General features: G+C 63.7%; 18 protein-coding genes and 1 pseudogene. 15 read left to right on the top strand and 4 right to left on the bottom strand.

Translation table 11 applies throughout. From position 1 onward, the window contains the following. Positions 1-18 precede the first annotated feature (18 nt). Positions 19-1,551: a flavin-containing monooxygenase gene (locus tag AWC08_RS05790; protein WP_065133724.1), complete on the bottom strand. Its 1,533-nt coding sequence runs from the start codon at positions 1,549-1,551 to the stop codon at positions 19-21. Positions 1,552-1,639: 88 nt separating this feature from the next. On the opposite strand from AWC08_RS05790, the gene AWC08_RS05785 reads away from it, so the two are divergent. The 11 genes from AWC08_RS05785 to AWC08_RS05735 all read left to right on the top strand — a co-directional run bounded on the left by AWC08_RS05785 (position 1,640) and on the right by AWC08_RS05735 (position 14,902). Further along, on the top strand, positions 1,640-2,470 hold the full coding sequence (locus tag AWC08_RS05785) for an alpha/beta fold hydrolase (protein ID WP_085087507.1): 831 nt from the start codon (positions 1,640-1,642) through the stop codon (positions 2,468-2,470). A gap of 67 nt (positions 2,471-2,537) precedes the next feature. After that, positions 2,538-3,203, top strand: coding sequence for a TetR/AcrR family transcriptional regulator (locus AWC08_RS05780; RefSeq protein WP_232007883.1), 666 nt, complete (start codon positions 2,538-2,540; stop codon positions 3,201-3,203). Between the two features lie 271 nt (positions 3,204-3,474). After that, complete coding sequence (locus AWC08_RS05775) at positions 3,475-4,566, top strand: phosphotransferase (RefSeq protein WP_065133727.1); 1,092 nt, start codon at positions 3,475-3,477, stop codon at positions 4,564-4,566. Beyond that, positions 4,563-4,943, top strand: coding sequence for a nuclear transport factor 2 family protein (locus AWC08_RS05770; RefSeq protein ID WP_065133728.1), 381 nt, complete (start codon positions 4,563-4,565; stop codon positions 4,941-4,943). Before AWC08_RS05775 ends, AWC08_RS05770 begins: the two co-directional genes overlap by 4 nt. 14 nt (positions 4,944-4,957) lie before the next feature. Further along, entirely contained in the window at positions 4,958-6,016 is a 1,059-nt protein-coding gene (locus tag AWC08_RS05765) for a TIGR03857 family LLM class F420-dependent oxidoreductase (protein ID WP_065133729.1), read from the top strand. A 5-nt stretch (positions 6,017-6,021) separates the two neighbouring features. Next, complete coding sequence (locus AWC08_RS05760; protein WP_065133730.1) at positions 6,022-6,858, top strand: SDR family NAD(P)-dependent oxidoreductase; 837 nt, start codon at positions 6,022-6,024, stop codon at positions 6,856-6,858. Further along, complete coding sequence (locus tag AWC08_RS05755; protein ID WP_065133731.1) at positions 6,855-8,702, top strand: AMP-binding protein; 1,848 nt, start codon at positions 6,855-6,857, stop codon at positions 8,700-8,702. The genes AWC08_RS05760 and AWC08_RS05755 overlap by 4 nt, the downstream gene beginning before the upstream one ends. Beyond that, entirely contained in the window at positions 8,699-9,532 is an 834-nt protein-coding gene (locus tag AWC08_RS05750) for an SDR family oxidoreductase (RefSeq protein WP_065133732.1), read from the top strand. The genes AWC08_RS05755 and AWC08_RS05750 overlap by 4 nt, the downstream gene beginning before the upstream one ends. Before the next feature lie 49 nt (positions 9,533-9,581). After that, positions 9,582-11,111 (top strand): wax ester/triacylglycerol synthase family O-acyltransferase, encoded by a 1,530-nt coding sequence (locus AWC08_RS05745; RefSeq protein WP_082986302.1) that lies wholly within the window; start codon positions 9,582-9,584, stop codon positions 11,109-11,111. Next, positions 11,108-13,096, top strand: coding sequence for a linalool dehydratase/isomerase domain-containing protein (locus AWC08_RS05740; RefSeq protein ID WP_065133733.1), 1,989 nt, complete (start codon positions 11,108-11,110; stop codon positions 13,094-13,096). The genes AWC08_RS05745 and AWC08_RS05740 overlap by 4 nt, the downstream gene beginning before the upstream one ends. Positions 13,097-13,342: 246 nt before the next feature. Beyond that, complete coding sequence (locus AWC08_RS05735) at positions 13,343-14,902, top strand: succinic semialdehyde dehydrogenase (RefSeq protein ID WP_065133734.1); 1,560 nt, start codon at positions 13,343-13,345, stop codon at positions 14,900-14,902. A 131-nt stretch (positions 14,903-15,033) separates the two neighbouring features. On the opposite strand, the gene AWC08_RS05730 is transcribed toward AWC08_RS05735, so the two are convergent. Both AWC08_RS05730 and AWC08_RS05725 read right to left on the bottom strand, forming a co-directional pair. Further along, positions 15,034-15,678, bottom strand: a complete 645-nt coding sequence (locus AWC08_RS05730) for a TetR/AcrR family transcriptional regulator (protein WP_065133735.1) — start codon at positions 15,676-15,678, stop codon at positions 15,034-15,036. Further along, positions 15,671-16,609, bottom strand: coding sequence for a hypothetical protein (locus AWC08_RS05725; RefSeq protein ID WP_156781214.1), 939 nt, complete (start codon positions 16,607-16,609; stop codon positions 15,671-15,673). The genes AWC08_RS05730 and AWC08_RS05725 overlap by 8 nt, the downstream gene beginning before the upstream one ends. 612 nt (positions 16,610-17,221) lie before the next feature. Here AWC08_RS05725 and AWC08_RS05720 point away from each other — a divergent pair. The 4 genes from AWC08_RS05720 (at position 17,222) to AWC08_RS05705 (ending at position 21,771) form a co-directional block, all read left to right on the top strand. Continuing rightward, entirely contained in the window at positions 17,222-17,995 is a 774-nt protein-coding gene (locus AWC08_RS05720) for an alpha/beta fold hydrolase (protein WP_065133737.1), read from the top strand. Between the two features lie 50 nt (positions 17,996-18,045). Next, positions 18,046-19,146 carry a hypothetical protein gene (locus tag AWC08_RS05715; protein ID WP_083271166.1) on the top strand — a complete coding sequence of 367 codons (1,101 nt, stop codon included), beginning with the start codon at positions 18,046-18,048 and terminating at the stop codon, positions 19,144-19,146. Between the two features lie 76 nt (positions 19,147-19,222). After that, positions 19,223-20,491 carry a cytochrome P450 gene (locus AWC08_RS05710; RefSeq protein ID WP_065133400.1) on the top strand — a complete coding sequence of 423 codons (1,269 nt, stop codon included), beginning with the start codon at positions 19,223-19,225 and terminating at the stop codon, positions 20,489-20,491. 341 nt (positions 20,492-20,832) lie between these two features. Next, positions 20,833-21,771 carry an alpha/beta fold hydrolase gene (locus AWC08_RS05705; RefSeq protein ID WP_065133399.1) on the top strand — a complete coding sequence of 313 codons (939 nt, stop codon included), beginning with the start codon at positions 20,833-20,835 and terminating at the stop codon, positions 21,769-21,771. Between the two features lie 210 nt (positions 21,772-21,981). On the opposite strand, the pseudogene AWC08_RS38955 reads toward AWC08_RS05705, so the two are convergent. Beyond that, positions 21,982-23,268 (bottom strand): annotated as a pseudogene (locus AWC08_RS38955) (PE family protein); the annotation flags it as partial.

The raw sequence follows: 23,268 nt of genomic DNA, 5'->3' as shown, positions 1-23,268 counted from the left end.
GGCGTTCGGCTGTGCAATTCAGAGCAGGTGGGGGACGCGGGGCAGATCCGACGGCGTGCCGTCGGTGGCGGTCAGGTTGTAGGCCAAAGGGTCGAAATACTTGAGGCGGCCGGCAAGTTCACTGGTGTTGCTAGGCCACAGCGTGGAGTTGTGGTGACTTTTATGAAGGAGCCAACTGGTGCAGCCACTGGCCCAGACGGTGCCGTGGAGGCGCTGATCCATCTCGTCGCCGAACTCGTTCTGCGCGTCGGCGCGGGCTTCGATCACGGCAAGGTTGTGGCGGTCCATCTCTTGGACGGCGGCCACGAAGTGGTCGATGTATTTTTCGATGACGAACAGGATCGAGGTGAACACCGCGGTATTGGGGCCGACGACGTAGAACAGATTGGGGAACCCGTGAACGGCGCCACCGAGGTACGACCGGGCGCCGTGTTCGCGCCAGTCGTGGTCGAGCGTCACACCGTCGCGGCCTACGACATTTGCGGCGTCGGCCCACTCGTACGGCTTGAATCCGGTCGCCAGCACCAATGCGTCGATTGAGTGTTTACGTCCGTCGGCGGTGATGACGCAGTGCGCCCGCACTTCAGTGATCCGCTCCGTGACCAATTCGACGTTGGTCCGGATGAAGCTCGCCAGGTAGTCACTCGACACGATCGGACGCTTGCACCCGAACCGGCTTGTTGGGGTCAGTTTGTGTCGGATCGAACGGTCGGGCACCTGCCGGCGCAGATGCCAGCGGCCTACCGCCTCGATGATCGTGGTGAGGGCCCCAGGCTTGAGCAACGCAGGAAACCCCATCTCGCGATGCCAACGCTGCCGCCAACGCCGCGCCCGATGAAGGCCCGGCACCCTCTTCATGAGCAGCTTTTCCCACCCCGAGACCTTCCAGTCGACGCGCGGCATCACCCACCCTGCCGAACGTTGAAACACCGTCAGATGGGCTACTCGTGGTGCGATGGCGGGAATGACCTGTGCCGCAGTGGATCCCGTGCCGATCACCGCAACGCGGCGCCCCGTCAAGTCGTAATCGTGATCCCAGGCGGTGGTGTGAAACAGCCTGCCCTGGAAACATTTTAATCCCGGGATGTCAGGGGTCGAGACACGGTTGAGGATGCCAACGGCGGGTACCAGCAGTTGCGCGGTGATAGTCCCGCCGGTGGTCGCGATACTCCAGCACCGCTGCTCGTCGTTCCACGCCGCCGAAGTCAATGCGCATCCGAGGTGGAGTCGCTGGGCAATCTTCTGGTCGGCGGCGAGCTGTTGAAGATAGGCCAGCAACTCGGGTTGGCGTGCGTACGCGTGCGACCAATCATGCTTGGGCGCAAAGGAGTAGGAGTAGTACGCCGAAGGCACGTCGACCGCGCATCCGGGGTAGTCGTTGTCGCGCCACGTACCGCCCACAATATCGGCCCGTTCTAGGACGACGAAATCGTCGATACCGGCCTGTAGCAGGCGCATGGCCGTGCCGAGGCCTGCCATTCCGGCGCCGACTACAACGACGCGTGCCCGTGCAGGAAGCTTGGCGTTCACGCCGCGGGCGTTGGTGTCCATTGAATCTCCTACTTGCGTGGGCCGCTGGGATATGACACAGTGTTCATAGTTTTTGACGCCATGTCAACTTTGTCGAGTGGAGCAAACCATGGAGTCCGCCGTGACCGATGCCTCGCCGCTGGTTTGCGTTCACGGCTTCAGTGGTAGCTGGCGCAATTGGGTCCCGATCACCCCGGCGCTGGAACGCCACCACCGCGTTTATGTCGCACGCCTCGCCGGGCATGCCCGTGGGTCCGCGTGGCCCTCGGGCGCCGACATCACCGTCAACGTCCTGGCCGATCAGCTTGAGCGCGACCTCGACGCGGCCGCACTCGATCGAGTCCACTTGGTGGGCAATTCTCTTGGCGGTTGGCTGTCGCTGGAGTTGGCGGCGCGCGGACGCGCTCTGTCGGCCACCGCGTTGTCCCCGGCGCTGGGCTGGCACTCCGGCGGCATGCACTTGCGCACATTGAACCTGAAACTAAGCGTTGCGCGCGCGGTGTTCTCGGCCATCGCGCCTTATGCGGAAACCGTGTTGAAGCCCTCGTTGCTGCGGCGGTGCCTGCTCAATGGCGCCATGGCCCACAGCGAGCGGATCTCTGTCGTGGAAGCTGCGGCGTTCGTGCGCGACAACCTGCGCTGCAGCGTCTACCAGGAGCTAAAGGATTCGTTCCTGCAGGTCGAGGCTGAACTGGGGGCAATTGACTGTCCCGTGCAGATCGGGTGGCCGGAGAAGGACGCCCTGATTCCGCAACACCCTTACGGAGTCCGGTTCCCTGCGCTGGTCCCTCATGCGAAGGTCACCGCGCTGGCTGGGGTAGGACATGTCCCCATGTATGACGACCCGGGATTGGTGGCCGCGATGATCGTCGAGTTCACCACTTCTGTCGACGAGGCTCGCCGCCAATCGCACGCGGCTTACTGCGCGGTCGAAGTCTGAGATGAGACCTCGAATCATGCAGGATGCATCGCCGACGTGGCCACGGTACGCCGATAGAGTTGACACGATGTCAACTGACTTCAGCCGTTCAAGGCGTGCGAACGATGAACCCCTGGCTGGGGACCGGCGGGCGATGACCAAAGGGGAACGGCAACGACGAGCCCTTCTTGACAGCCTGACCACGCTGCTAGCGACCCGACCGATCGGGGAGCTGACAGTCGGCGACATCGCCACGCACGCTGGCGTTCGGCGGTCCGGCTTTTACTTCTACTTCGAATCGAAATACACCGCGCTGGCCGTAGCGACCTCCGAGATTTGGTCGGAGCTGATGGACCGCGCCGAATCCTTCGCGCGTGTCGATGGAGAATCGGCCTCGGACTACCTGCGCCGCATCGGTGAACCCACGCTCGAGATGTGGCGGAGCCACGAAGCCGTGCTCGTGGCGTCGGTCCAGGCGATCCCTGCCGACGCGCAATTGGCCGCGATGTGGGAAACGTGGAATGAGCGTCTGTCGGCGATTCTGACCGATCAAGTGTTGCGTGACCGGGATCTTGGCCGCGCACACCCAGTCTTCCAGGACGTGCCGGCGCTGGTATCCACCCTGCTGTCCATGACGATGCACATGTTTTACCAGGACCGCTTGAACCGGTGCGAACCAACGCAGACTCAGACAATGCTCGACACCGTGCGGAGCATTTGGCTCTCGTCGGCGTGGGGGGTCGCCTCTGCATAATTCCCCCGCATAGCCAGCCGTTGTACCCAGAACTATTGTACGACAATGCTTTTCGAACACTGATCTGAGTAAGCAATAGCAGACGGCCCCCTGCTCCGAGGCCCTCGGCTACCCGCCGTCCCGGTATATCGCCTCGACCCGCCCAGGCTAGGTCAACCACCAGGCATTTATTCCCTTCGCGCAGGTCACCACAAGCCATTACATACTTGTCGATACACAAGTAAAGTCTGAAGCCAGTGACCCCGGTCACACACACCACGAGGAATCACACATGAATCACCCGACGACGTGGCTCGCCATTCCGCGATCCGTCGAAGAGATCGATGCCGCCTGGCTCAGCGAGGCAATGCACGCCGCCGGCACTCTGGAGCCCGCCGCGATGGTGCGTGATGTCCGGCCCCAGCGAATAGCGGTGGACACCGGGTTTTCCTCGGAGGTCTACCGCTTGCACCTGCGCGGTGATTCCCGGACGCCCGCCACAGTGATCGCCAAACTACCCACCAACACAGCGGTGCGCGAGGCGATGGACGTGGTGGGCGGATACGTCAGAGAACTCACCTTCTACCGTGACCTGGCCCTCGAGGCACCTATCCGGGCACCCCGGGTGCACGCCGCCGCCATGGCACACGATTCCACCGACTTCATCCTCGTACTTGAGGACCTTGCGGGCTGGGAGAACGAAAGCCACTACCGGGGAATGCCTTTCGCCCGGGCGCAGGCAACGCTGGCCGAACTGGCCCGGCTGCACGCGTGGCGCCCAAAGCCGGCGGTGGCGCAGCGGATCTTGGAGACTTTCCCGAGCTTGGGTGACTCCGCATCGCGGCAGGTGCTGCCGCCGCTGTTTGCCGAAGGTTGGGCGATCTACGAGGCGAACGCCCGCACAACGATCCCTGCCGTCGTAGGGGATTTTGCCACCAACCTCGCCACCCGCATCGGGCCCCTGCTGGATGTGCTGACCCAGCGCAGCACGCTGATCCACGGTGACATCCGCGCCGACAACTTATTCTTCCGCGGGCCGGAGATCGGGGTCGTCGACTACCAGCTCGCAGCGCGCGCAAGCGGGCTGGCAGACGTCGGTTACCTGGTGAGTCAGGGATTGACAACCGAGGAGCGCTCGGGCCGCGACGAGGAACTGGTCACCGAATACCTGCGCGCACTTACCGACGCCGGGGGCGCGGAGTGCGCCTGGGCCGACGCGTGGCGGCAGTACCGGTCGGCGGTTGCCTTTTACCTCATCGCCCCGGTGATCGCCATGCGCGGCTGGGACCTGTTGCCGCTCGACGCTCGTGAGCTATGCCTGCGGCTCGTTGAACGGGCGATCGCCACCATCGAGGACATCGACGCACTGGGGGATCTGTCATGACCACCGCGCGAACCGCCAGCACCGTGGTATGGCTCTACAACGACGAGGCGTGGAACAACCAACGCTTCGACCTGGCGGAGGAACTGCTCGGCGAGCAGGTCGTTCGCCACGGCGTCGACGAGGTCATCACCCTGACCCACGACGAGGCCGTCCAGCGGATCAAGGATGCCTACACCGTCTACGCCACCATCCACTTCACCCTGCTCACTGTGGTTGCCGACCCCGACGACGAGCACGTCGCGATCGTCTACCAATGCGACATGACCGGCCACGACGGCAGCCACGACCAGATCGCCAGCATCGAGGTGTTCCGCGTCGTCCACGGACGCATTGTCGAGGTCTACAACAACGCCCACCAACACGGCTCCTGGCGCTGAAGGGAACGACACTCATGACTGAACGACAGCTCGACGAGTTGGGTTTCTACCTACTTGGCGGTGCACCCACCGGACCGCGAACCCTGATCGAAGAGGCGCGGGCCGGCGAAGCGCTGGGCCTGGGCACCGGATTCATCTCCGAACGCTGGAACACGAAGGAACCCGCTTCGCTCTCCGGGGCTGCGCTTGCGGTGACCGAAGAGATGCGGGTCGCAATCGCAGCTACCAACCACAACACCCGCCATCCCCTGGTAACCGCATCGTGGGCCACCACAATGCACCGGTTCTCCAACGGCCGGTTCACCCTCGGATTGGGCCGCGGCGTCACTGCGCTGTACAAGGCGTTCGGCCTACCGCCGGTCACCACCGCCCAGATGGAAGACTTTGCGGGCATTATGCGCCGCCTGTGGCGCGGCGAGACCATCATCGCCCACGACGGCCCGGCTGGGAAATTTCGCGCCCTGCAACTCGATTCAGACTTCAATGAGGACATCCGGTTGGGGCTCGTGGCGTTCGGACCCGACACCTTGGCGTTGGGCGGCCGCGCCTTCGACGACGTCATTCTGCATACCTTCTTCACGGAAGAGACCCTGCAGCGCTGCGTGCGCACCGTTAAAGACGCCGCCGAGAAAGCCGGCCGCGACCCCGAGGCGGTGCACGTCTGGTCGTGTCTGGCCACAGTCGGCGATCATCTACCCGAAGAGCTGCGGATGAAGAAGACCGTCGCCCGGCTGGCGACCTACCTGCAGGGCTACGGCGACATCATGGTCAAGACAAACCACTGGGATCCGGAAGTGCTGCAACGGTTTCGCGCTGACCCCCTCGTTGCCTCGTTCACCGAAGCGATCGACAATAAGGCCGATGCCGCGCAAATCGCTCGGATCGCCGAATTGATCCCCGATGAGTGGCTTCAGCCCGCCGCGACCGGTACCGCCGAGCAGTGCGCCGCCCGGGTGCGCCGTGAACTGGAACTCGGCGCCGACCGCGTCATCATGCACGGCGCCACTCCCGAGGAGCTGGCGCCGATTGTCAAGGCCTATCGGGCCACTGACACCCGAACCCGAAAGAGCTGAGCCCGATGGATATTCGCGGAAAACGTGTACTCATCACTGGCGCGAGCCGCGGCATCGGACAGCAGCTCGCCCGGGGTTTCGCCGACGCTGGCGCCGACGTGGCGCTCGTGGCCCGCGGCAGCGGCCCGCTGGAGGAAGTGGCCGCCCGGCTGGGTGGGCGGGCCTACCCGTGCGACCTGACCAACACTACCGCGCTCCGCGGCCTTATTGCCCGCGTTGAGCGCGACGGCCCGGTCGACATTCTGGTCAACAATGCCGGAGACGAGTGCATCGGTCGGTTCAACGAGATGACCGCCGAGACACTGGATTTCATCATCGCGCTCAACGTGCTCGCCGGCGCCGAGCTGTTCCGCCAGGTACTGCCCGGCATGCTGGCGCGTGGGCACGGGCACCTGGTCAATGTGTCCTCGATGGCAGGGGTGTCGCTGCCGCCGACGCTGGCGACCTACGCGGCGACCAAAGCATTCGTCACCCACCACACGGTCAACCTCGCGTTCGAACTCCAGGACACTCCGGTCGGGGTGACCAAGGTCGAGATCGGAGAAGTCGCAGATACCGGACTGATGGAGAAGGGTCGCAGCTCCCCGGCATTATCGGCACTGTTCGACCGCATGTACCGGCTCAAGGTGAGCCGACTGATCACCCCGGAGGAAATCACCGACGCCGTGCTGAACGCAGTTCGTCACAACAAGCTGTCCGTGCGGTTGCCTAAGCGGCTGGCGTCTTCCTCGATGATGGTCGACCTACCGCGCCGCTCGGCGTGGCTAATGGCGCGCGGATTGACTACCCCTCCTCATTACTCCGGGCATCACGGCCCTACTACATCGAAGGCAGAGCTATGACCTCGTTGGATACAAGCCACCAGAGCCACGGACGCCACACGGCCAAGGAACCGACCGCTTCCAGCGATCCACGCACCCTGTGCGCGGCGTTTCAACGTACCGCAACCGTCGATCCGGATGCGGTCGCGCTACGAACTCCGGGAGATAGCGTCTCGATCACCTGGCGGCAGTACGCCACGCGAGTGCAAGCCATTGCCGCCGGGCTCGCCCGCCTAGGGGTTGGCCACGGTGACACCGTCGCGCTATTGATGTCGAACCGACCCGAATTTCACCTCGTCGATACCGCCGCCATCCATTTGGGCGCAGTTCCGTTCTCGATGTACAACACGAGTTCCCCCGAGCAGATCCAGTACCTGCTGAATCACTCCGGTGCCCGCGTCGTTGTGTGCGACGCAGACCATGCGCAACGACTCGACGGATCACGCGCGGACATCGAGCATCTTGTCTGCGTCGACGCAGACTTCGATGGCATCATCACCCTGGCGGTGTTAGAGGCAACGCCCCTGTCGGGCTTCGACTTTGAAGCTACCTGGCAGACTGTGCAACCTAGTGACCTGCTGACCCTGATCTACACCTCCGGCACCACCGGTGCACCCAAGGGCGTCGAGCTGACCCACTCGAACCTGCTCGCGCAATCGGCCGCCTGCCAGGAAATTTTCGACTTACGCTTCGGTGACCGAATCACCTCGTACTTGCCCTCCGCGCATATCGCCGACCGATTGTCCTGCCATTACGGACAACTCACGCACGGCACACAAATCACGTGTGTGTCTGACGCCCGCGCCATCATCGGCGCGCTGCCCGAGGTCCAGCCCACCGTGTGGGTCGCTGTTCCTCGCATCTGGGAAAAGCTGAAGCTGGCTATTGAAATGGGGCTGCACGCCCAAAGCGACCCAGAGACCGTCCAGCTCGCCCAGTGGGCACTCGGCGTCGGGCTGGCCAAAGTCCGCGCCGAGCAGACCGGTCAGCGTGTGCCGACCGAGCTGGTTGACGACTACCGCCGCGCCGACCAACAGGTCTTTGCAGCACTGCGACGCCAGTACGGATTCGATCAGATGCGCTGGGCGATGTCCGGTGCGGCCGCGCTGGCCCCGAGCGTGCTGGAGTTCTTTCTAGCGCTGGGTGTGCGGGTCTGTGAAATCTGGGGCATGTCTGAAACAGTCGGCGCCGCCACAGCCAACCCGCCGGAACGGGTCAAAGTCGGCACTGTCGGCCGGCCACTACCCGGAATTGAGTTGCGCATCGCCGACGACGGCGAAGCGCTGCTACGAGGACCGATCGTCATGCGCGGCTACCGGGGGGACCCGGCGCGTACCGCCGAAGTACTCAACGACGACGGTTGGCTGGCCACCGGTGACGTCGTCTCCCAAGACGACGACGGCTACGTCACCATCATCGACCGCAAGAAGGAACTGATCATCAACGCTGCGGGAAAGAACATGTCACCCAGCAATATTGAACTCGCCATTTCGGCAGCCTGCCCTCTCATCGGGGGCATTATGGTCGTCGGAGACGGCCGACCCTACAACGTGGCGCTGATCGTGCTGGATCCGCTGGTCTGCGCCGCGTTCGCAGCGAAGTCGGGGATCGCCGATAACTCACCCGCGGCGCTGGCCAGCCACCCGGCAATCAGCGCGATGATCGACGCCGGCGTGCAGGCCGGCAACGCCACCTTGTCCCGCGTGGAGCAGATTAAGCGATATCGCGTCCTGCCCGATATTTGGGACCCCGGCGGTCCACAGTTCACCCCCACCATGAAGATGCGTCGTCGTGCCATCGCCGAGCAGTACTCCGCCGAGATCGAGGAACTCTACAACTCGAACGCCGAGGAGCCGCAAAAATGAAGTCGTCGCTCGCCGGTCGAGTCGTCGCCATTACTGGTGGCGCCCGCGGCATCGGTTACACCATCGCCGAAACCCTGGTGGCTCGAGGCGCGCGGGTCGCGCTCAGCGACATCGACGAGGATGCGTTGAAAACCGCCGCCAGCACACTGTCGATCGAGACCTACGGCAACCTCGACGTCGTCGACGGCGACGCATTCGGCGCCTTCCTGGCTCGTGTCGAACGCGAATGCGGTGCCTTGGACGTGCTCATCAACAACGCCGGCATAATGCCGACCGGACCACTTCTGGAACAGTCTGACGCGCTGGCCCGTCGTGTCCTCGAGATCAACACGCTGGGCATGATCAACGGCACCAAACGCGCTCTGGCACTGATGCTCCCTCACCGACGCGGCCACATCGTCAACATGGCCTCCACCATGGGCGAAGCGGCCGTTCCCGGCCTAGGCGTCTACAACGCCAGCAAGGCAGCCACACTTACCTTCAGCGACGCGGCCCGACTGGAGTTCCGTCGCAGTGGAATTCACATCTCGGCCATCCTGCCCGCTGCGGTCAACACCGAATTGGCCGCCGGCGTCCAAGGACCCCGCGGCATCAAGAACATCGAACCCAAACAGGTCGCCGACGCAGTCGTAGCCACCTTGGAAAGCAACAAATCCCGGCCCCGCGTCTACGTTCCACCCATCGCCGGCGTTGTCCTGCGCGCCCAGCGACTCCTGCCACGCGTTCTCGGCGAAGCCGCCGTCCGCGCCCTGGGTGCGGAGTCGGCGGTCTTATCTCGTTCCGACCAAGCAAGCCGCCGAGCCTATCACCAACGGCTGCAGGGACATTGATGATGAAGCGCCGACACCCCTTTGTCCACCGCCACAGTAAGGACCTCCCGTGATCGCTTTGCCGAACATTCTGTCCAAGATGGACGCGCTCAGTCCCCAAGACGCGGGCTGGCTGTTCCTGGAGTCGCCGACCAACCTCATGCATGGTGGAGTGCTGTGCATCTTCGATTCACCCGAAGGGGCGGGACCCGACTTCGTACACGGCCTCGTTGATGACATGCGCCGCCAGACAACCGCTGTCGCGCCGTATAACCGGCGGCTGAAGAGCTCACTGCTCGGGCGGGTGTGGCCGCAGTGGGAGACCGTCGAACACATCGACCCAGACCGACACATCTTTCATCTTGCGTTGCCCGCCCCTGGCGGGGAACGTGAACTCGGCGTGCTGATTTCACAATTGCAGAGCATCGCGCTGGATAAGGACTACCCCCTGTGGTCGACCTATGTCATAGAGGGCCTGGCCGATAGCCGGTTTGCGATTTTCGGCAAGATGCACCATGCCCTATGCGACGGCGTCGCCGCGCTCGGCATGGTTGACACCTGGCTGTCCGACGATGCTGACGTCCGCCGCGAACCCGCGATGTGGAGGGCCGTCAAGCCGCCGCGCCGCCTAACGGACCGAATCGCCGACAACAGTCACGCACAAATGCCGAGCCAGGAAAACGGCGACGCGTCCCCCTCTGTGATGCAGACCTTGACCGATCTTGCCGCAGGACCTCCGAAACTCCTCAACGCCGGCGCACGGGCGGTTTACCGCGCAGCGATCGGAGTTTCCGCACGACCGTGGAACGCACCGCGCTCGGTCATCAACACCCCCATCACGTCGCATCGCCGCGTTGCCACCCAGTCCTATGACCTTCAGAGGTTCAGATCGATCTCGCGGCAGTCCGCCGGCACGATTAACGACGTTGTGCTAGCCGTATGCGCGGGCGGGCTGCGCCGCTATTTGACCGAGATCAACGCGCTGCCCGCCGAATCGCTCATCACCAATATCCCCGTGTCGGTGCGCCGCGATGACGGAAAGCCGCAGTCCGGCAACGCGATCAGTTGGGCGATGCTGTCGCTTGCGACCAACATTGATGATCCGGGCGAACGGTTCGCCGCTATCCGCGCCGCCGCTAGTCAGGCTAAAGAGCGCCTCGCCGAGCTCGGTGCTGAGGCCATCGAGACGTACAGTTTGTTGGCCACCACTCCGATTCTGCTTGAGCAGTTCGTTAGGCTCGGCGGGCACATCCCACCGATGTTCAACATCCCGATTTCCAACGTGCCGGGACCGCGCCAGCAGAAGTACCTTGACGGCGCACCCTTGCGGGAAGTCCAAGCCCTGACGGTCCTGTATGGCGGTCAGGCCCTCAACATCGTGGCCGTGTCCTACGTTGACCGGCTCAACCTCTCCTTCACCGCTTGCCACGCTGCCCTGCCCCACGTCCAGCGATTGGCGGTTCACTGCGGCGCCGCCCTACAGGAACTCGAAAGCCTCTATTCGCCAACTCAATCCACACCCAAGCCCAAATCGAAGCCCGCCGCCAAGCCTGCTTCGACACGGGCACGGATCGCAACCACCGAAGGAAAGGGCCAATGAGCACCACTACCCCCGTCGTGTCCGGCGATACAGCACCGACTCAGGAACAGCCGCCGATCGCGCTCATACCGGAGCGGGCGCAGCCAGATGGACCCGTCACTACCGCTCGGCTGCGCCGCACCGTCGCTGGCTACGGTGCCATTGCCGCGGCCGGAATCGCCCTGGCGTTCATAGCGGGCCGCCGGCCGGCGGCAAATCTGGGCGTCGGACTGATCGCGCCGGGGGCGGGGTACCTCTCCGCCGGAAAACCTTTCGCTTATGCGGCCACACAACCCGCGTTTTTGATTTCGCTAGGAATGTGGCTCGGCTCCGGCAACGTGCTCGCCCCACTGACCGTCTGGGGTGGGACCGCGCTGGCCAGCAGTCGGCGTTGGGTGCGCTGGCCGCTGGCCCGTACCGCCGTCCCGGCCGCCGCGGTCACCGCCCTGGGCGCGGTGCTGCAGATGCGGAAACGCGGATTCCAACACGCCGTCGCGCGCCGCGAGGAACGCAATGCCCGGCTGCGCGAACTCGGCGCCACCAGTCCGCGTCCGGTGGTGTCAGCGATGCGAACCATCGCTGCGAATGCCCCGCTGCCAGAGGTTCCCGAACTCAGTGCCGACCAGCTCGCCCAACAACGGTTCTTGCTTGACCGTGCTTTACAGCCGGTCGCCGAATTCAGCGGCTTCGACAAGATCGAGCAGTTTCAGACCTCCTCGATCCGCTATCAAGTCACTTCATGCGCGCTTTCGTTGGCGGCGCTGCAATACGACTACGCCCCCGCCTTCCACGGCTATCTCAATGTGGCCCAACGGAATCTGATCGCCAAATGGCAGGAGAGGGTTTGCTGGGCCTACTGGTCGAAGGAAAGCCTGTGGGGCCACCTGCGCTACAACCCCGACCCCGTCCCGAAGGACAACATCATGCTGACCGGCTGGTTGGGTTATCAACTGGCGTCCTACATGTCCAACAACCAGGACGAAAACTTTCGGAAGAAGGGATCGGTGACCTTCAACCATCCCGGTGGTCGACGGTTCGAATACGATTTCCACTCCCTCACCGAGGCATTGGTGCGTAACTTCGAGCGCTCCGACTTCACGCTCTATCCCTGCGAACCGAACTGGATTTACGCCCTGTGCAACGGGTTCGGCATCCTGCCGCTGCCCATCCACGATCGGCTGTACGGTACCGACTACACGGAACGGATTCTTGACAGATTCCGGACCGGCTTCGAAAACGAGTTCCTCTCTGTCGATGGGCGCACCATCGGCATCCGATCGGCGTGGACCGGCCTCACAGTGCCCGCAATGACGTCGGTGCTTTCCGACGCCAGTGTCATCTGGCAGCTCGCCCCGGTCTTTCCCGACATCGCACGACGCCAGTACGAGATCCTGCGCCAGGGATGGGTGAACCTTAACGCCGATGGCACCGTCACTCTTGACCTGAAAGGCTGGGACAAGATCGACACCGGCAACTACAAACGCAGCAACGTCAGCGCCCTGCTATGGCTACAGGCTGCCGCCGCAGAACTCGGCGACTCCGAGGTTGCCGCGGCAGCAGGGGCTTCGATCGAAGCGGAATCGTCGCCGACCATGCGCGACGGCGTCAAGTACTACGCCGACGTGTCGACCCAGGGGAACTGCGGAGTCCTGCTCGCCTCCACCGCCCGCACCAACAGCCATTTCAACCGGGTCAATCGAGGCATGCCCGAACAATGGGTCAACGGACCCATTCTGCAGGACGCCGACTACCCCGACGTGCTGGTGGCCCGGGCCGTCTCCGACGGGACCTCCCTGGACCTGGTCCTTCGGCCCGGTGCACAACACGACCGTCAGACACTCACCATCGGCCGACTACACCCGGGCCAGACCTACCGCACCATCGGTGCAATCGACCCTGACGTCACGGCAAACGCGGACGGGATCGCCTACATACAAGTTGATCTCGAGGGGCGCCACGCAGTCCGCATCACCCCCACCGCGACCCGAAACGCAATAGTCCCATGACCGCGCCGATGTCTCCCGTTGCACGGTTCATGCGGTGGGTGGCGCGGCCGATATCGCTTCTCCGCCAGCCAGGATCGGCCGTCGAACCGCACCCGACCGTCAAGCACACCGACGAGCCACCAAACCCGACCAGTCCACCACAGGACCAGTGATGCATTCGCGCAGGAAGGACCAGTGACGGTGAGGACGAGCAATGAGGCAAGAGAACACACTCGCTTGGAAACGCCACCCTCCGAAACAGCTTCGATGAGCCTCGAGAGTCTGCGGTCGCTGCACCTGAGACCGGAGCGAATCGCGTCATTGAGTCGAGGGGTCCGGGGCGGCGCCGAATTTGTCATCACCACAGCACCATTCACCGGTCAGGTGCTCGCACGGCTGCCGCAGTCGAGCGCGCAAGACGTTGCCCACGCCTACGCGGCTGCGCGTATCGCACAACAGCATTGGGCCGCCCGCACTCCAGCCCAACGCGCAGCGCCGTTCGTCGCGTTGCATGATCGGGTGCTAGGAAACAGTGAGCTGATCGACATCATCCAGGCCGAAACCGGCAAAGCCCGCAACAGCGCCTTCGAGGAGACCGCCGACGTCGCCGGCCTGGCCCTCTACTATGGGCGCCACGCCAAGAAACTATTGGCGCCCCGCCGGCGCAGGGGCGCCATCCCGTTGGCGACCCGGACTCAGGAGCTGCGGCAACCCAAAGGCGTCGTTGGGGTCATCTCACCGTGGAATTACCCACTGTCACTCGGTATCTGCGACGTCATCCCGGCCCTTCTGGCCGGAAACGCGGTCGTACACAAACCCGACACACAGACGGCGCTGACAGCGTTGGCGGCCCGAGAGCTGCTTGTGGGCGCCGGGCTGCCGGCCGATCTGTGGCAAATCGTCGTGGGCGAACCCGCGGAGATCGGTCAACCACTCATCGATCAAGCCGACCACATCTGCTTCACCGGGTCCACAGCCGCTGGGCGCCGCATCGCCGCTGAGGCCGCGCAACGCCTCATCGGGTGCACCCTGGAGCTTGGTGGAAAGAACCCGATGCTGGTGCTTGCCGATGCCAACGTGAAGAAGGCAGCCAAAGGCACTCTGCGCGCGTGTTTTTCGAGCGCGGGCCAATTGTGCTTGTCGATCGAGCGAATCTATATCGCCGATGCCATCTACGACGATTTCGTCCAACTATTTGCTGGCCACACCCGCGCTTTGCGCCTCGGAAGCGGTCCGAAGTTCGACTACGACGTCGGCAGCCTGACCTCGCAGCGTCAGCTCGACATCGTCGAACGCCACGTCGCCGATGCGCGGTCCAAAGGCGCCGACGTGCTGGCCGGCGGCCGCGCCCGGCCAGATTTGGGACCGTACTTCTACGAACCGACCGTCTTGGCCGGAGTCACCGCCGAAATGGAGGTGTATGCAAACGAAACCTTCGGACCGGTCGTTTCGCTGTACAGATTCTCTCGCGAGGACGAGGCCATCGCGATGGCTAACGACAGCGAATTCGGGCTCAATGCCTCCGTCTGGACGCGTGACCCTCGCCGCGGGCGGAAGATTGGCTCGCAGATCCGTTGTGGCACCGTAAACATCAATGAGGGCTATGGTGCGGCGTACTGCTCCAACGACGCCCCGATGGGCGGGATGAAGGCCTCCGGACAGGGCCGACGCCACGGCGAGCATGGCCTGCTGGAGTACACCGAACTGCAGACCGTCGCCAGTCAGCACCTCATCGGCTTCGACCCGCTTCCAGGCGTCAGCGCCCGGCTGAATTCCGGTATCCTTGCGGGAACCTACACGGCGATGAAAAGACTAAGGATCCGCTGATGGCTTGCTGCGTGCTCGTCGGATACCTGCTTGGCCGCGCCGTGAACCGATTCCGCCGCGATCGCCCGGTTGATCGGGTGGTCACCCGCTACACAGCGCCGCGAAACATCAACTCCGACAGTACAATCGCGTCAGGCTGATGCTCTGCGCGCCCGTCGAGTCGTGCCGCAGTGACGTCTGAGCCGTGACTTCCACCGCGCCAACGCCTCGGCGTGATCAAACGCATCGCCCTCCAACGACCAGCGGTAGGCGATCCCGATCGCCGTGAGGACGAATTGTTCCGCCTCGTCGTCGACGTCGATCGTCGCCTTAACGCTGCCGTCAGACTGGCCCTGCAGCAACGCCTTCACAGTGTTGGATTGCACCCAGGCAAACCATCCGGCAATGTGCGGACGCAAAGCGGGCACCGGACCGACCGCCTCGAACTCTAGGACGTAGAGGGCCCGCAGTAGACGAGCATCGCGTGCGCGCAACGACTCCAGGCGGTCGATTCGCTCGAAGATCCCTTCCAACGCGGTCGCGCCCTCAGCGGTCGGGGCCATCAGTCTGTCCTCGTATTGGGACTTGATAAGAGCATTCAGCAGGGCTTCTTTGGAGCCGTAGCGTTCTCGAACCATGGCCCTGCTGTAGCCGGCCCGCAGACCTATCTCGGCGACACTGGTCTGCTCGTAGCCACGCTCGGCGAACAGTTCGATTGCAGCATCCATCAGGCGGCGAGCGGACTCCTCAACCCGTTCTTGCTGCGTCTTGCGGCGCTTGACAGCGGTTCTAGACATCCCAGACATCATCGCCCATGATCGCCGCTCGCGGCGACCTGCTGCGCGGCACGAACTGATGAGCGCTCAACCTCATGGCGGCCATTCTCGTTTTACTTCGCTGGTCGCCAGTCTCAGCGGGGGAGAGACGCAGCTTTGCGGCGATCGGGATGGCGACCACGCCACAAGTGACCATCATGAACAGTCCGCCGAGACGCTGATCGACGGTCGAGGAAAGGTCCAGGGGAGACTTGTGCGCCATCGCGCCCCAGGCTCCGAAGAGCGACAACAGTCCGATGAATGCGGCGACCTCCTGCGCACCGATCAGAATTGACCTGCGGACAGCGAGCGTCACCATGCCGCCCGTTCGTAACACCGCCGCCCAGTACGCCACTCCGATCAGCAGCGCAAGCGTCGCCACCCAGATTGGCACGACGCCCCGTTCGGCGGCGCGATGATGCACTGCCGGCACGTGCACGACGATCAGTAGGGACCCGTATAGGAGACCTGGCCCTATTGCGAATACGGTCGCAGTACCGCGGCGGGGCGATGCCCGCTGAGTCTCAACTGGCATAGGCACTGCGCGCACCGCCAACAGCGGCGCGAACACTAGCAGAATTTCAAGTGCCACCATCGCGATGAGATGGGACTGGGTGGCCCAAGTGCGCGCGATCGGTGATGCCGCGAATGTCGCGAGGCCAGCGGCCGCAATGAGTGAACTCGCTTTTGTCCGCCGCACCAGCCACCAGGCCAGGCCCAGTACGCTGACCGCGATAGCACCGAATTCCAGCCATCCCCAAGACGCCGTGGAAGGCGATGGCGTTGACGACGTTGACGGCATCGAGCCCATATGATGGTGCTCGTGACGACCAGATCGGTGGTCGCCGTGATTGAGCGCATCAGAATTGTTGGACCACAAGATCATTCGTGCCACGGCGATGGCAGCAAGCACCTCGACAGCGGCCAGCAGCCAAGCGCGTACCGAGGGCCGACTGCGGTCGGCCCTCGGCCGATCGCTATTGCTTGTCACAAGCGATCCGTTCTCCGGGCGCCCGCCTCCATTAGTGGCCATGTCCACATAGTGACAGCATCACGGCGACGCCAACCCTTCTTTCCACACGCGTTACGGCACCCAGTGGATGCGGCCGACCAGCCGATTGGACATGTTGGCGTCGCATCAAAGATACTTGCGTAGTCACAAGTATACGATAAAGTTGCTCAGAGTGGCTACTTCGCGAACCAAGCGTCTGCCCCGAAGAGCGAAAGGCGCTGACATTATTCCCACAACGATGTGGAACGGATCTGGTCGCAACACCTTCGCTGGCTCGACGGTTGCTGGCCCTCGGCTCCGGCGATGACACAAACTTGGTGCAGACTCCGTGCCAAACTTGCTGCCGCTCAACGGGATCTGCGGCTGGCTCGGACATGGATGTGCTTGGGGGCTGTCAGAATCCCCACTGAGCAGATGACCCCCATCCTCCCGCCTGGTCGCCTGATGGTGCTACCTGGTCGAGGCACCACATTCGTCCGTGTCATGCAAGGACCCGCCGGTTCGCTTCCCGTAATGCTGCTGCATGGTTGGACACTGACCGCAGACCTCAACTTCCACGCGGTATACGACGTCCTGTCTCGGGAGCACACCGTCATCGCCCTGGACTGCCGATCACATGGACGTGGTATTCGAGCCCCGGGCGGCTTCCGTGTCCAGGACTCCGTCGACGACGCGATCGCCGTGCTGGACCAACTCGATGTTCCGCAGGCGATCATCTGCGGATACTCCCTAGGCGGCGTCACTGCCATCGCCACCGCCTTACGTCACCCCGACCGCGTCGCCGCGGTCGTGCCTCAAGCGTGTGCTCTTCGGTACAAAAGCGGACGCCGCGAGGTGGCCGTCTTTCATCTCCTCCGAATTTTGAGGCCACTAGCGCGACTCGGAATCGGTGCCACGTTGTCAGCCCGCATGTGGGTCGACACCGCGCAACGTAATCCTCACGTCGCCGCTCAGTGGCTCTGGCTACGCGAGGAGCTTGCACTCATGAACCCGTACGACATGACCGACGTACTCACTGACGTCTTTCGACAAGATCTCGCCGCCGAACTTGCTGCCGGTGGACTCGATGTGCCCGCTGCATTCGTAGTGCTAAACCGCGATCGGCTTTGTCGGCCCAGCTTGCAACGCCGCGCCGCCGAAGCCATCAACGCCCGTACCTTCACCATCGACGCCGACCACGATGTTCCCGTCTGCCAGCCAGACATCTATGCCGCCGTCACCGCGCAGGCGGTTGCCCACGCCCGATCATTGGCCAGTCGCAAAAGCGGTCCATCGCTCGGAGCTTGAGGTGTCGTCCGTAGTCCTTGCTGAAACCCGATGGCAGAAAAGAGAGAAGCGTGACGAAACCATATCGTTTGATTGTTTGGGGCCCCGGAGAGCTCGGCGGAGCCGTAATTCGGGCTGCCGTCGGACATGCCGACTTCGAGATCGTTGGAGCGAAGGTATTCAGCCCCCACAAACATGGAAAAGATATAGGTGAGTTAGTCGACGTCGGCCCTATTGGCGTTCAGGCGACGACTTCGCGTGATGAGATTCTCGCGCTGGACGCGGACTGCGTCATCTTGACTCCTGACGCGCGCGCACTAACAGAAGGCCTGGACGATGACGTCATCGCCCTGCTGAAATCGGGGAAAAACGTCATCGCGACGGTTGCTTACCACAACGTGACGATGGGTGACTCCTTCACGACCTCGCGCGCCTCGGCCGCGCAGTTGCACGCGGCATGCCGCAAGGGCCGAAGTTCTTTGCTAGGCACCGGCATTCATCCATCGTTCATGGTCGAGTCGCTTGCCCTGACTATGGCTCGAACGCTGACAGAGACCACACATATCCGCATTGTGGAGGCGTTTGATTTCAGCGGCGCACCAGGGGGAATGTGGGGTGGCCTCGAACTCCTGGGCTTCGGCGGAGATCCCGCTGATCTGGATTCTTCTTCGTTCATTGCCCGCTTCGGTGCGCTCTACTATCCCAAAATTGCGGGAAACGTTGGCTACGCACTATACGGCGCCGAAACAGGAGACATACGCGTCGACAGCGAGGTGCGCGGGCTACCCGCAGAACAGGACTGCGAAGTCCAGTCATTGCAGATCAAGAAAGGAACGACTGCTGCGCTACACCTGGTTCATCGCGGATATCTGGGGGACAACCTCTTCTACACAAACGAAGAGATCTGGTACCTGGCTGCGGGTCGCGTCTTCCGAGGAGACAATCTACCCTTCGACAATTTTCGTGGTCCTCTTTGCTACACGCTAGAGGTGAACGGCAAGCCGGCAAACCTGAGAACACAGATGGAGTGGGAAGTTACGGAACTGCGCAACCCGATCACGAACGCGTCGGTCGAGGTAATGCTGAAGGCGGTGGGCCCAGTTTGCGCGGCCGAGCCCGGTGTACTGCTGGACGACCATTCTCCGCACTACCGGGTCGATCCGCGCGGCTAATCGATCAGCGCAAAGACGTTGAGTGCTTGCGTTTGCGATCCATAGCAGTCGATGCATGTGACAAGAAAGAGTAGTAATGCCAAGCGTCAGGTCCGCTATCCCAGGCAAACCCGCGTTCGACGAGATGGACGTTTCGTCAAGGCAGTTTTGGACGAAGACTGCTGAAGAACGCGAATCCACCTTCAAGGTGTTGCGCGAGCAAAGGCCAGTCTCTTGGCAACGCCCGGTCGACGCCACGTTGATGTCTGTGCCTTCCGAGCCCGGTTATTGGGCTGTGGTAAGCAACGCCGATATCTGCGAAGTCAGTCGCAACAGTGACATATTCATCTCCCGCAAGGGCGTCCATATGGAGCCGGTGCCCGAGGATCTGATTGAAGCGTCGCTGTCGTTCCTAGGAATGGACGGCAAGAAGCACGCCAAGATTCGGGGGCTCGTACGAACGGCATTCACACCGCGGGCCGTCAAACGGCTCGTTGAGAGTATCGAGACGAACTCGGTTCGTATCGTGCGCGAATTGCTAGACGCCGGAACCGGTTCCGACTTTGTTCGCAACTGTGCTGTGAAGTTGCCGTTGGTGACGTTTTCCGACATCGTCGGGGTGCCCGAGGCAGATCGCGAGGCGGTGCGTGATGCGGCCGATGCAATGGTGTCGGTTTCCGACCCATCTTTTCTCGGTGGTCGCAACCCCTTGGAGGTGATGGTGATCAACCAGATGTACTTGCATCAGGTAGCCGTCGAGATGGCCCAGGACCGTCGCCGATCTCCGCGAGACGACATCATGACCAACCTCGTCCAAGCCGAAGTCGACGGTGAACGACTGACCGACAATGAAATTGGCGCGTTCATGGTGCTCATGTCGATCGCCGGTAATGACACCACCAGGCAGACTACAAGCTTGACGATGGACGCGCTGACTCAGAATCCCGAGCAGCGCGCTTGGCTGATGGATGACTTCGACAACCGGATTGGCACCGCTATCGAAGAATTCGTCCGTTGGGCGACACCGGTCATGACCTTCAGTCGCATTGCGTCAAGGGACTACACCCTTAGTGGGCAGCACATCGCCGCCGGAGACAAGGTAGTGATGTTTTACACCTCGGGAAACCGCGATGCCGAAGTGTTTGATCAGCCGGACCGCTTCGACCTCAGCCGCAACCCCAACCCTCACGTCGGCTTCGGCGGCGGCGGTGCTCACTATTGCCTTGGGGCCAACCTAGCTAAAGCGCAACTGCGGGCCTTGTTCCGCGAGCTGTTGACCACCTTGCCCAGGATCCAAACGGGCGAAGCCACCTATCTCAGCGGGAACTTCATCCGAGCGGTGCAGACGATGCCCTGCTACTTCTGATGCCGGCCATCCCGACCAGGTGGGAACAAATTTGGAAACCAAACTCTGCGAAACCACCCCAAATCAGCGCAACACGGCACAACCACCCGAACCGCAGACCCCCACTGACCTGCACAAGTGAGATCCAGCGAACACCCGAAAACCCCTGGCCCGAAGCTCATAACCCAGAGGTCGCAGGTTCGAATCCTGTCCCCGCTACAAAGTGGGATGGCCCTCAGGCGCAAGCCTGGGGGCCATTTTCCTGCAGGTTGGGAACACTCTGGGGGAGAGGAGGCGTGTTTTGGCACTCTTCGCCGCATCGCGAGCATATTGTGTTGTAGCCCAGACTACGATCGCGATTCATGACTGAAGGAGTTCCTGAACCGTCGGCACGAGCGCAGTCTGGCGAGATTGCCCCGCTGGACGTCGTCGGCTCCGGAGTACTTCCCCCGGTCGCTGCCAAGGTGCGCCGAACCTTCTGGGTGCTCGAGCGCATTGCGCCGTCTCTTGGATCGCGGTGGGCAGTCGAGTTATGGTGCACGCCACCAGTTCTCGAGTCGAGTCTGCGCATGCCGCCGGGTGTGTCCCCAGGCCGGCCGATAGAAGCGTATTGGGACGGGCATCGGGTCGCTGGCGAGGAGTGGGGCGACGGGCCACCGATATACCTGGTACACGGTTGGGGCGGCCAGCGCGCGCACTTGGCCGTGTTCGTCAAACCGCTGGTGGAGGCGGGGTATCGGGTCGTTGCGTTCGACCTGCCCAGCCACAACGAGTCCGATCCAGGTGCCCTCGCACCCGGGCGCACCACCGCCACCGAGTGCGCCGACGCGATCGCGGCCATGATCGAGACTCACGGCCCCGCCCACGCGGTAGTAGCTCACTCACTCGGAGCGAACGCGACTGCATTGGCGGCGGCGCAGGGCGCACCCGTAGGGCGCTTGGTCTTGTTGGCGCCCATGGGCGATTTTCCCCTCTATCTCGACCTGTTCGCCGCACGCCATGGCTTCGGTCGCCGGATCCGCGCGGGTCTGCACCGGCGGCTGGAAAAACGAATCGACATGCCGTTGTACGAGACGAACATGACGCGGATCGGTCGGCGAGCCAACTATCCACCTCTGCTTCTCATCCACGACCCCGACGACCCGGACAGCCCGTATGCCGCCAGCGAGCGGCTGGCAGCGGCATGGCCAGGCGCACGATTACTGACCACACGAGGGCTCGGCCGCTTAGCTCATTACCGAATCCTGCGCCACCGCCCCGCTATTCGCGCGGGGGTGGAATTCATCGGTGTGAGCAGCTGACAAGGCCCCAGAGGTAATGCGTTGGGACGACGCGTACCTCGCTCACCGACCTTCGACGATGCGTGCTGCCGACATGATCTTTGTGATGCATGCCGGGAAGATCGTCGAACGTGGTAACCACGCCGGGTTAATGGCGCAGCGAGGTGCCTACTATTCGATGGCCGGGGCCTAAACCGACGTCAGGGCTGCAGGGGCGCTGCGCACGCGGTCTCAGGACTGCCCGTCACCCCCGTTGTTGGAGACGGAGTTACCCCAGCCCGTGCCGCCGAAGCCGCCAGAGCCCACGGTGCCTCCGTCACCTCCCCAGTTGGGAAAACCGCCGTTGTTGGCGCCGAGGCCGCCTGCCCCTCCGCCGGCACCGGCTGTGCCGGCGCTACCGGAGAAGGGGAACCCCAGGGTCTCGAGGCCGCCACCTCCGCCGCCGCCGCCGGTGCCCAGGCCGCCGACCCCCGCCGCACCCCCGGCAGCGAATACGAAAGTTGGGAGGATGCGGGACGCGGAACCTCCTGCGCCTCCGGCTCCCGCGGCGCCGCCGGCGTAAGCGGCTCCTCCGCCCCCGCCTCCGCCTCCGGCGCCGGCTGCTTGCTGGAATGCAGTGCCGCCTGCGCCACCACCGCCGCCACTGCCGCCTGACCCGCCGCCGCCCAACGCGCCGCCGGGTGCGCCGGCGCCGCCGCCGCCACCCTTGCCGGCAACCCCTTGGGCGACGGTGTTGCCGAGGGTTTCGCTGGTGGCGGTGCCGCCGGTGCCACCGGAGCCGCCGATGCCACCGGTGCCGCCGCCGCCGGCGAAGGCGCCGCCGGAACCGGCCTGGCCGCCGTCTCCACCGGCGCCGCCACCGCCCCCGCCGCCGGCGATGGCTGAAATAACGTTGGCTGCGTCGGTCGTAGCCGCACCGCCGAACCCGCCGGTGCCGCCTTTACCCCCGGCGCCGCCGGTGCCGTTTACTCCGGCGCCGCTGGAGTTGCCGCCCGCCCCACCGGCGCCGCCGTGGCCACCCTGGCCGCCGTGGCCGCCGTAATCTTGCGCAAGAGTGCCGTCGTTGGTGCCGCCGGAGCCACCGGTACCGCCGGTTCCCCCGGTGCCGCCCGTGCCGCCGGTGCCGGCTTGCCCGTAATACCCTCCGCCGGGCCAGACCCCGTCGCCGCCGGCCCCACCAGCACCGGCGGCTCCGCCGTCGCCTCCCATGCCTCCGGCTCCGGCGATCGGGCCGTTGTTTCCGCCGCTGCCGCCGTGGCCGCCCGCGCCGCCGTTGCCGCCGAGACCGCCCATCCCGCCGGCCCCACCCACCAGGGCGTGATTCGCACCGCCCGCACCACCATTACCGCCGGTGCCACCTTGGTAGCCGTTCCCACCGGCCCCTCCGGGCGCGGCGTTGTTGAAGCCGGTATCGCCGCCGCCGCCGGCGCCACCCGCACCGCCGGGACCGCCCGCACCGCCGAACAGCGAGAACAACTGCTGGTTAACCCCGCCGGCCCCCCCGTTGCCGCCATGACC

The organism is Mycobacterium gordonae (assembly GCF_002101675.1).
In the GTDB taxonomy this organism is placed as follows: domain Bacteria; phylum Actinomycetota; class Actinomycetes; order Mycobacteriales; family Mycobacteriaceae; genus Mycobacterium; species Mycobacterium gordonae.
Note: the sequence above shows the minus strand (reverse complement) of the source record. Positions and strands in the feature narration are given on the sequence as shown.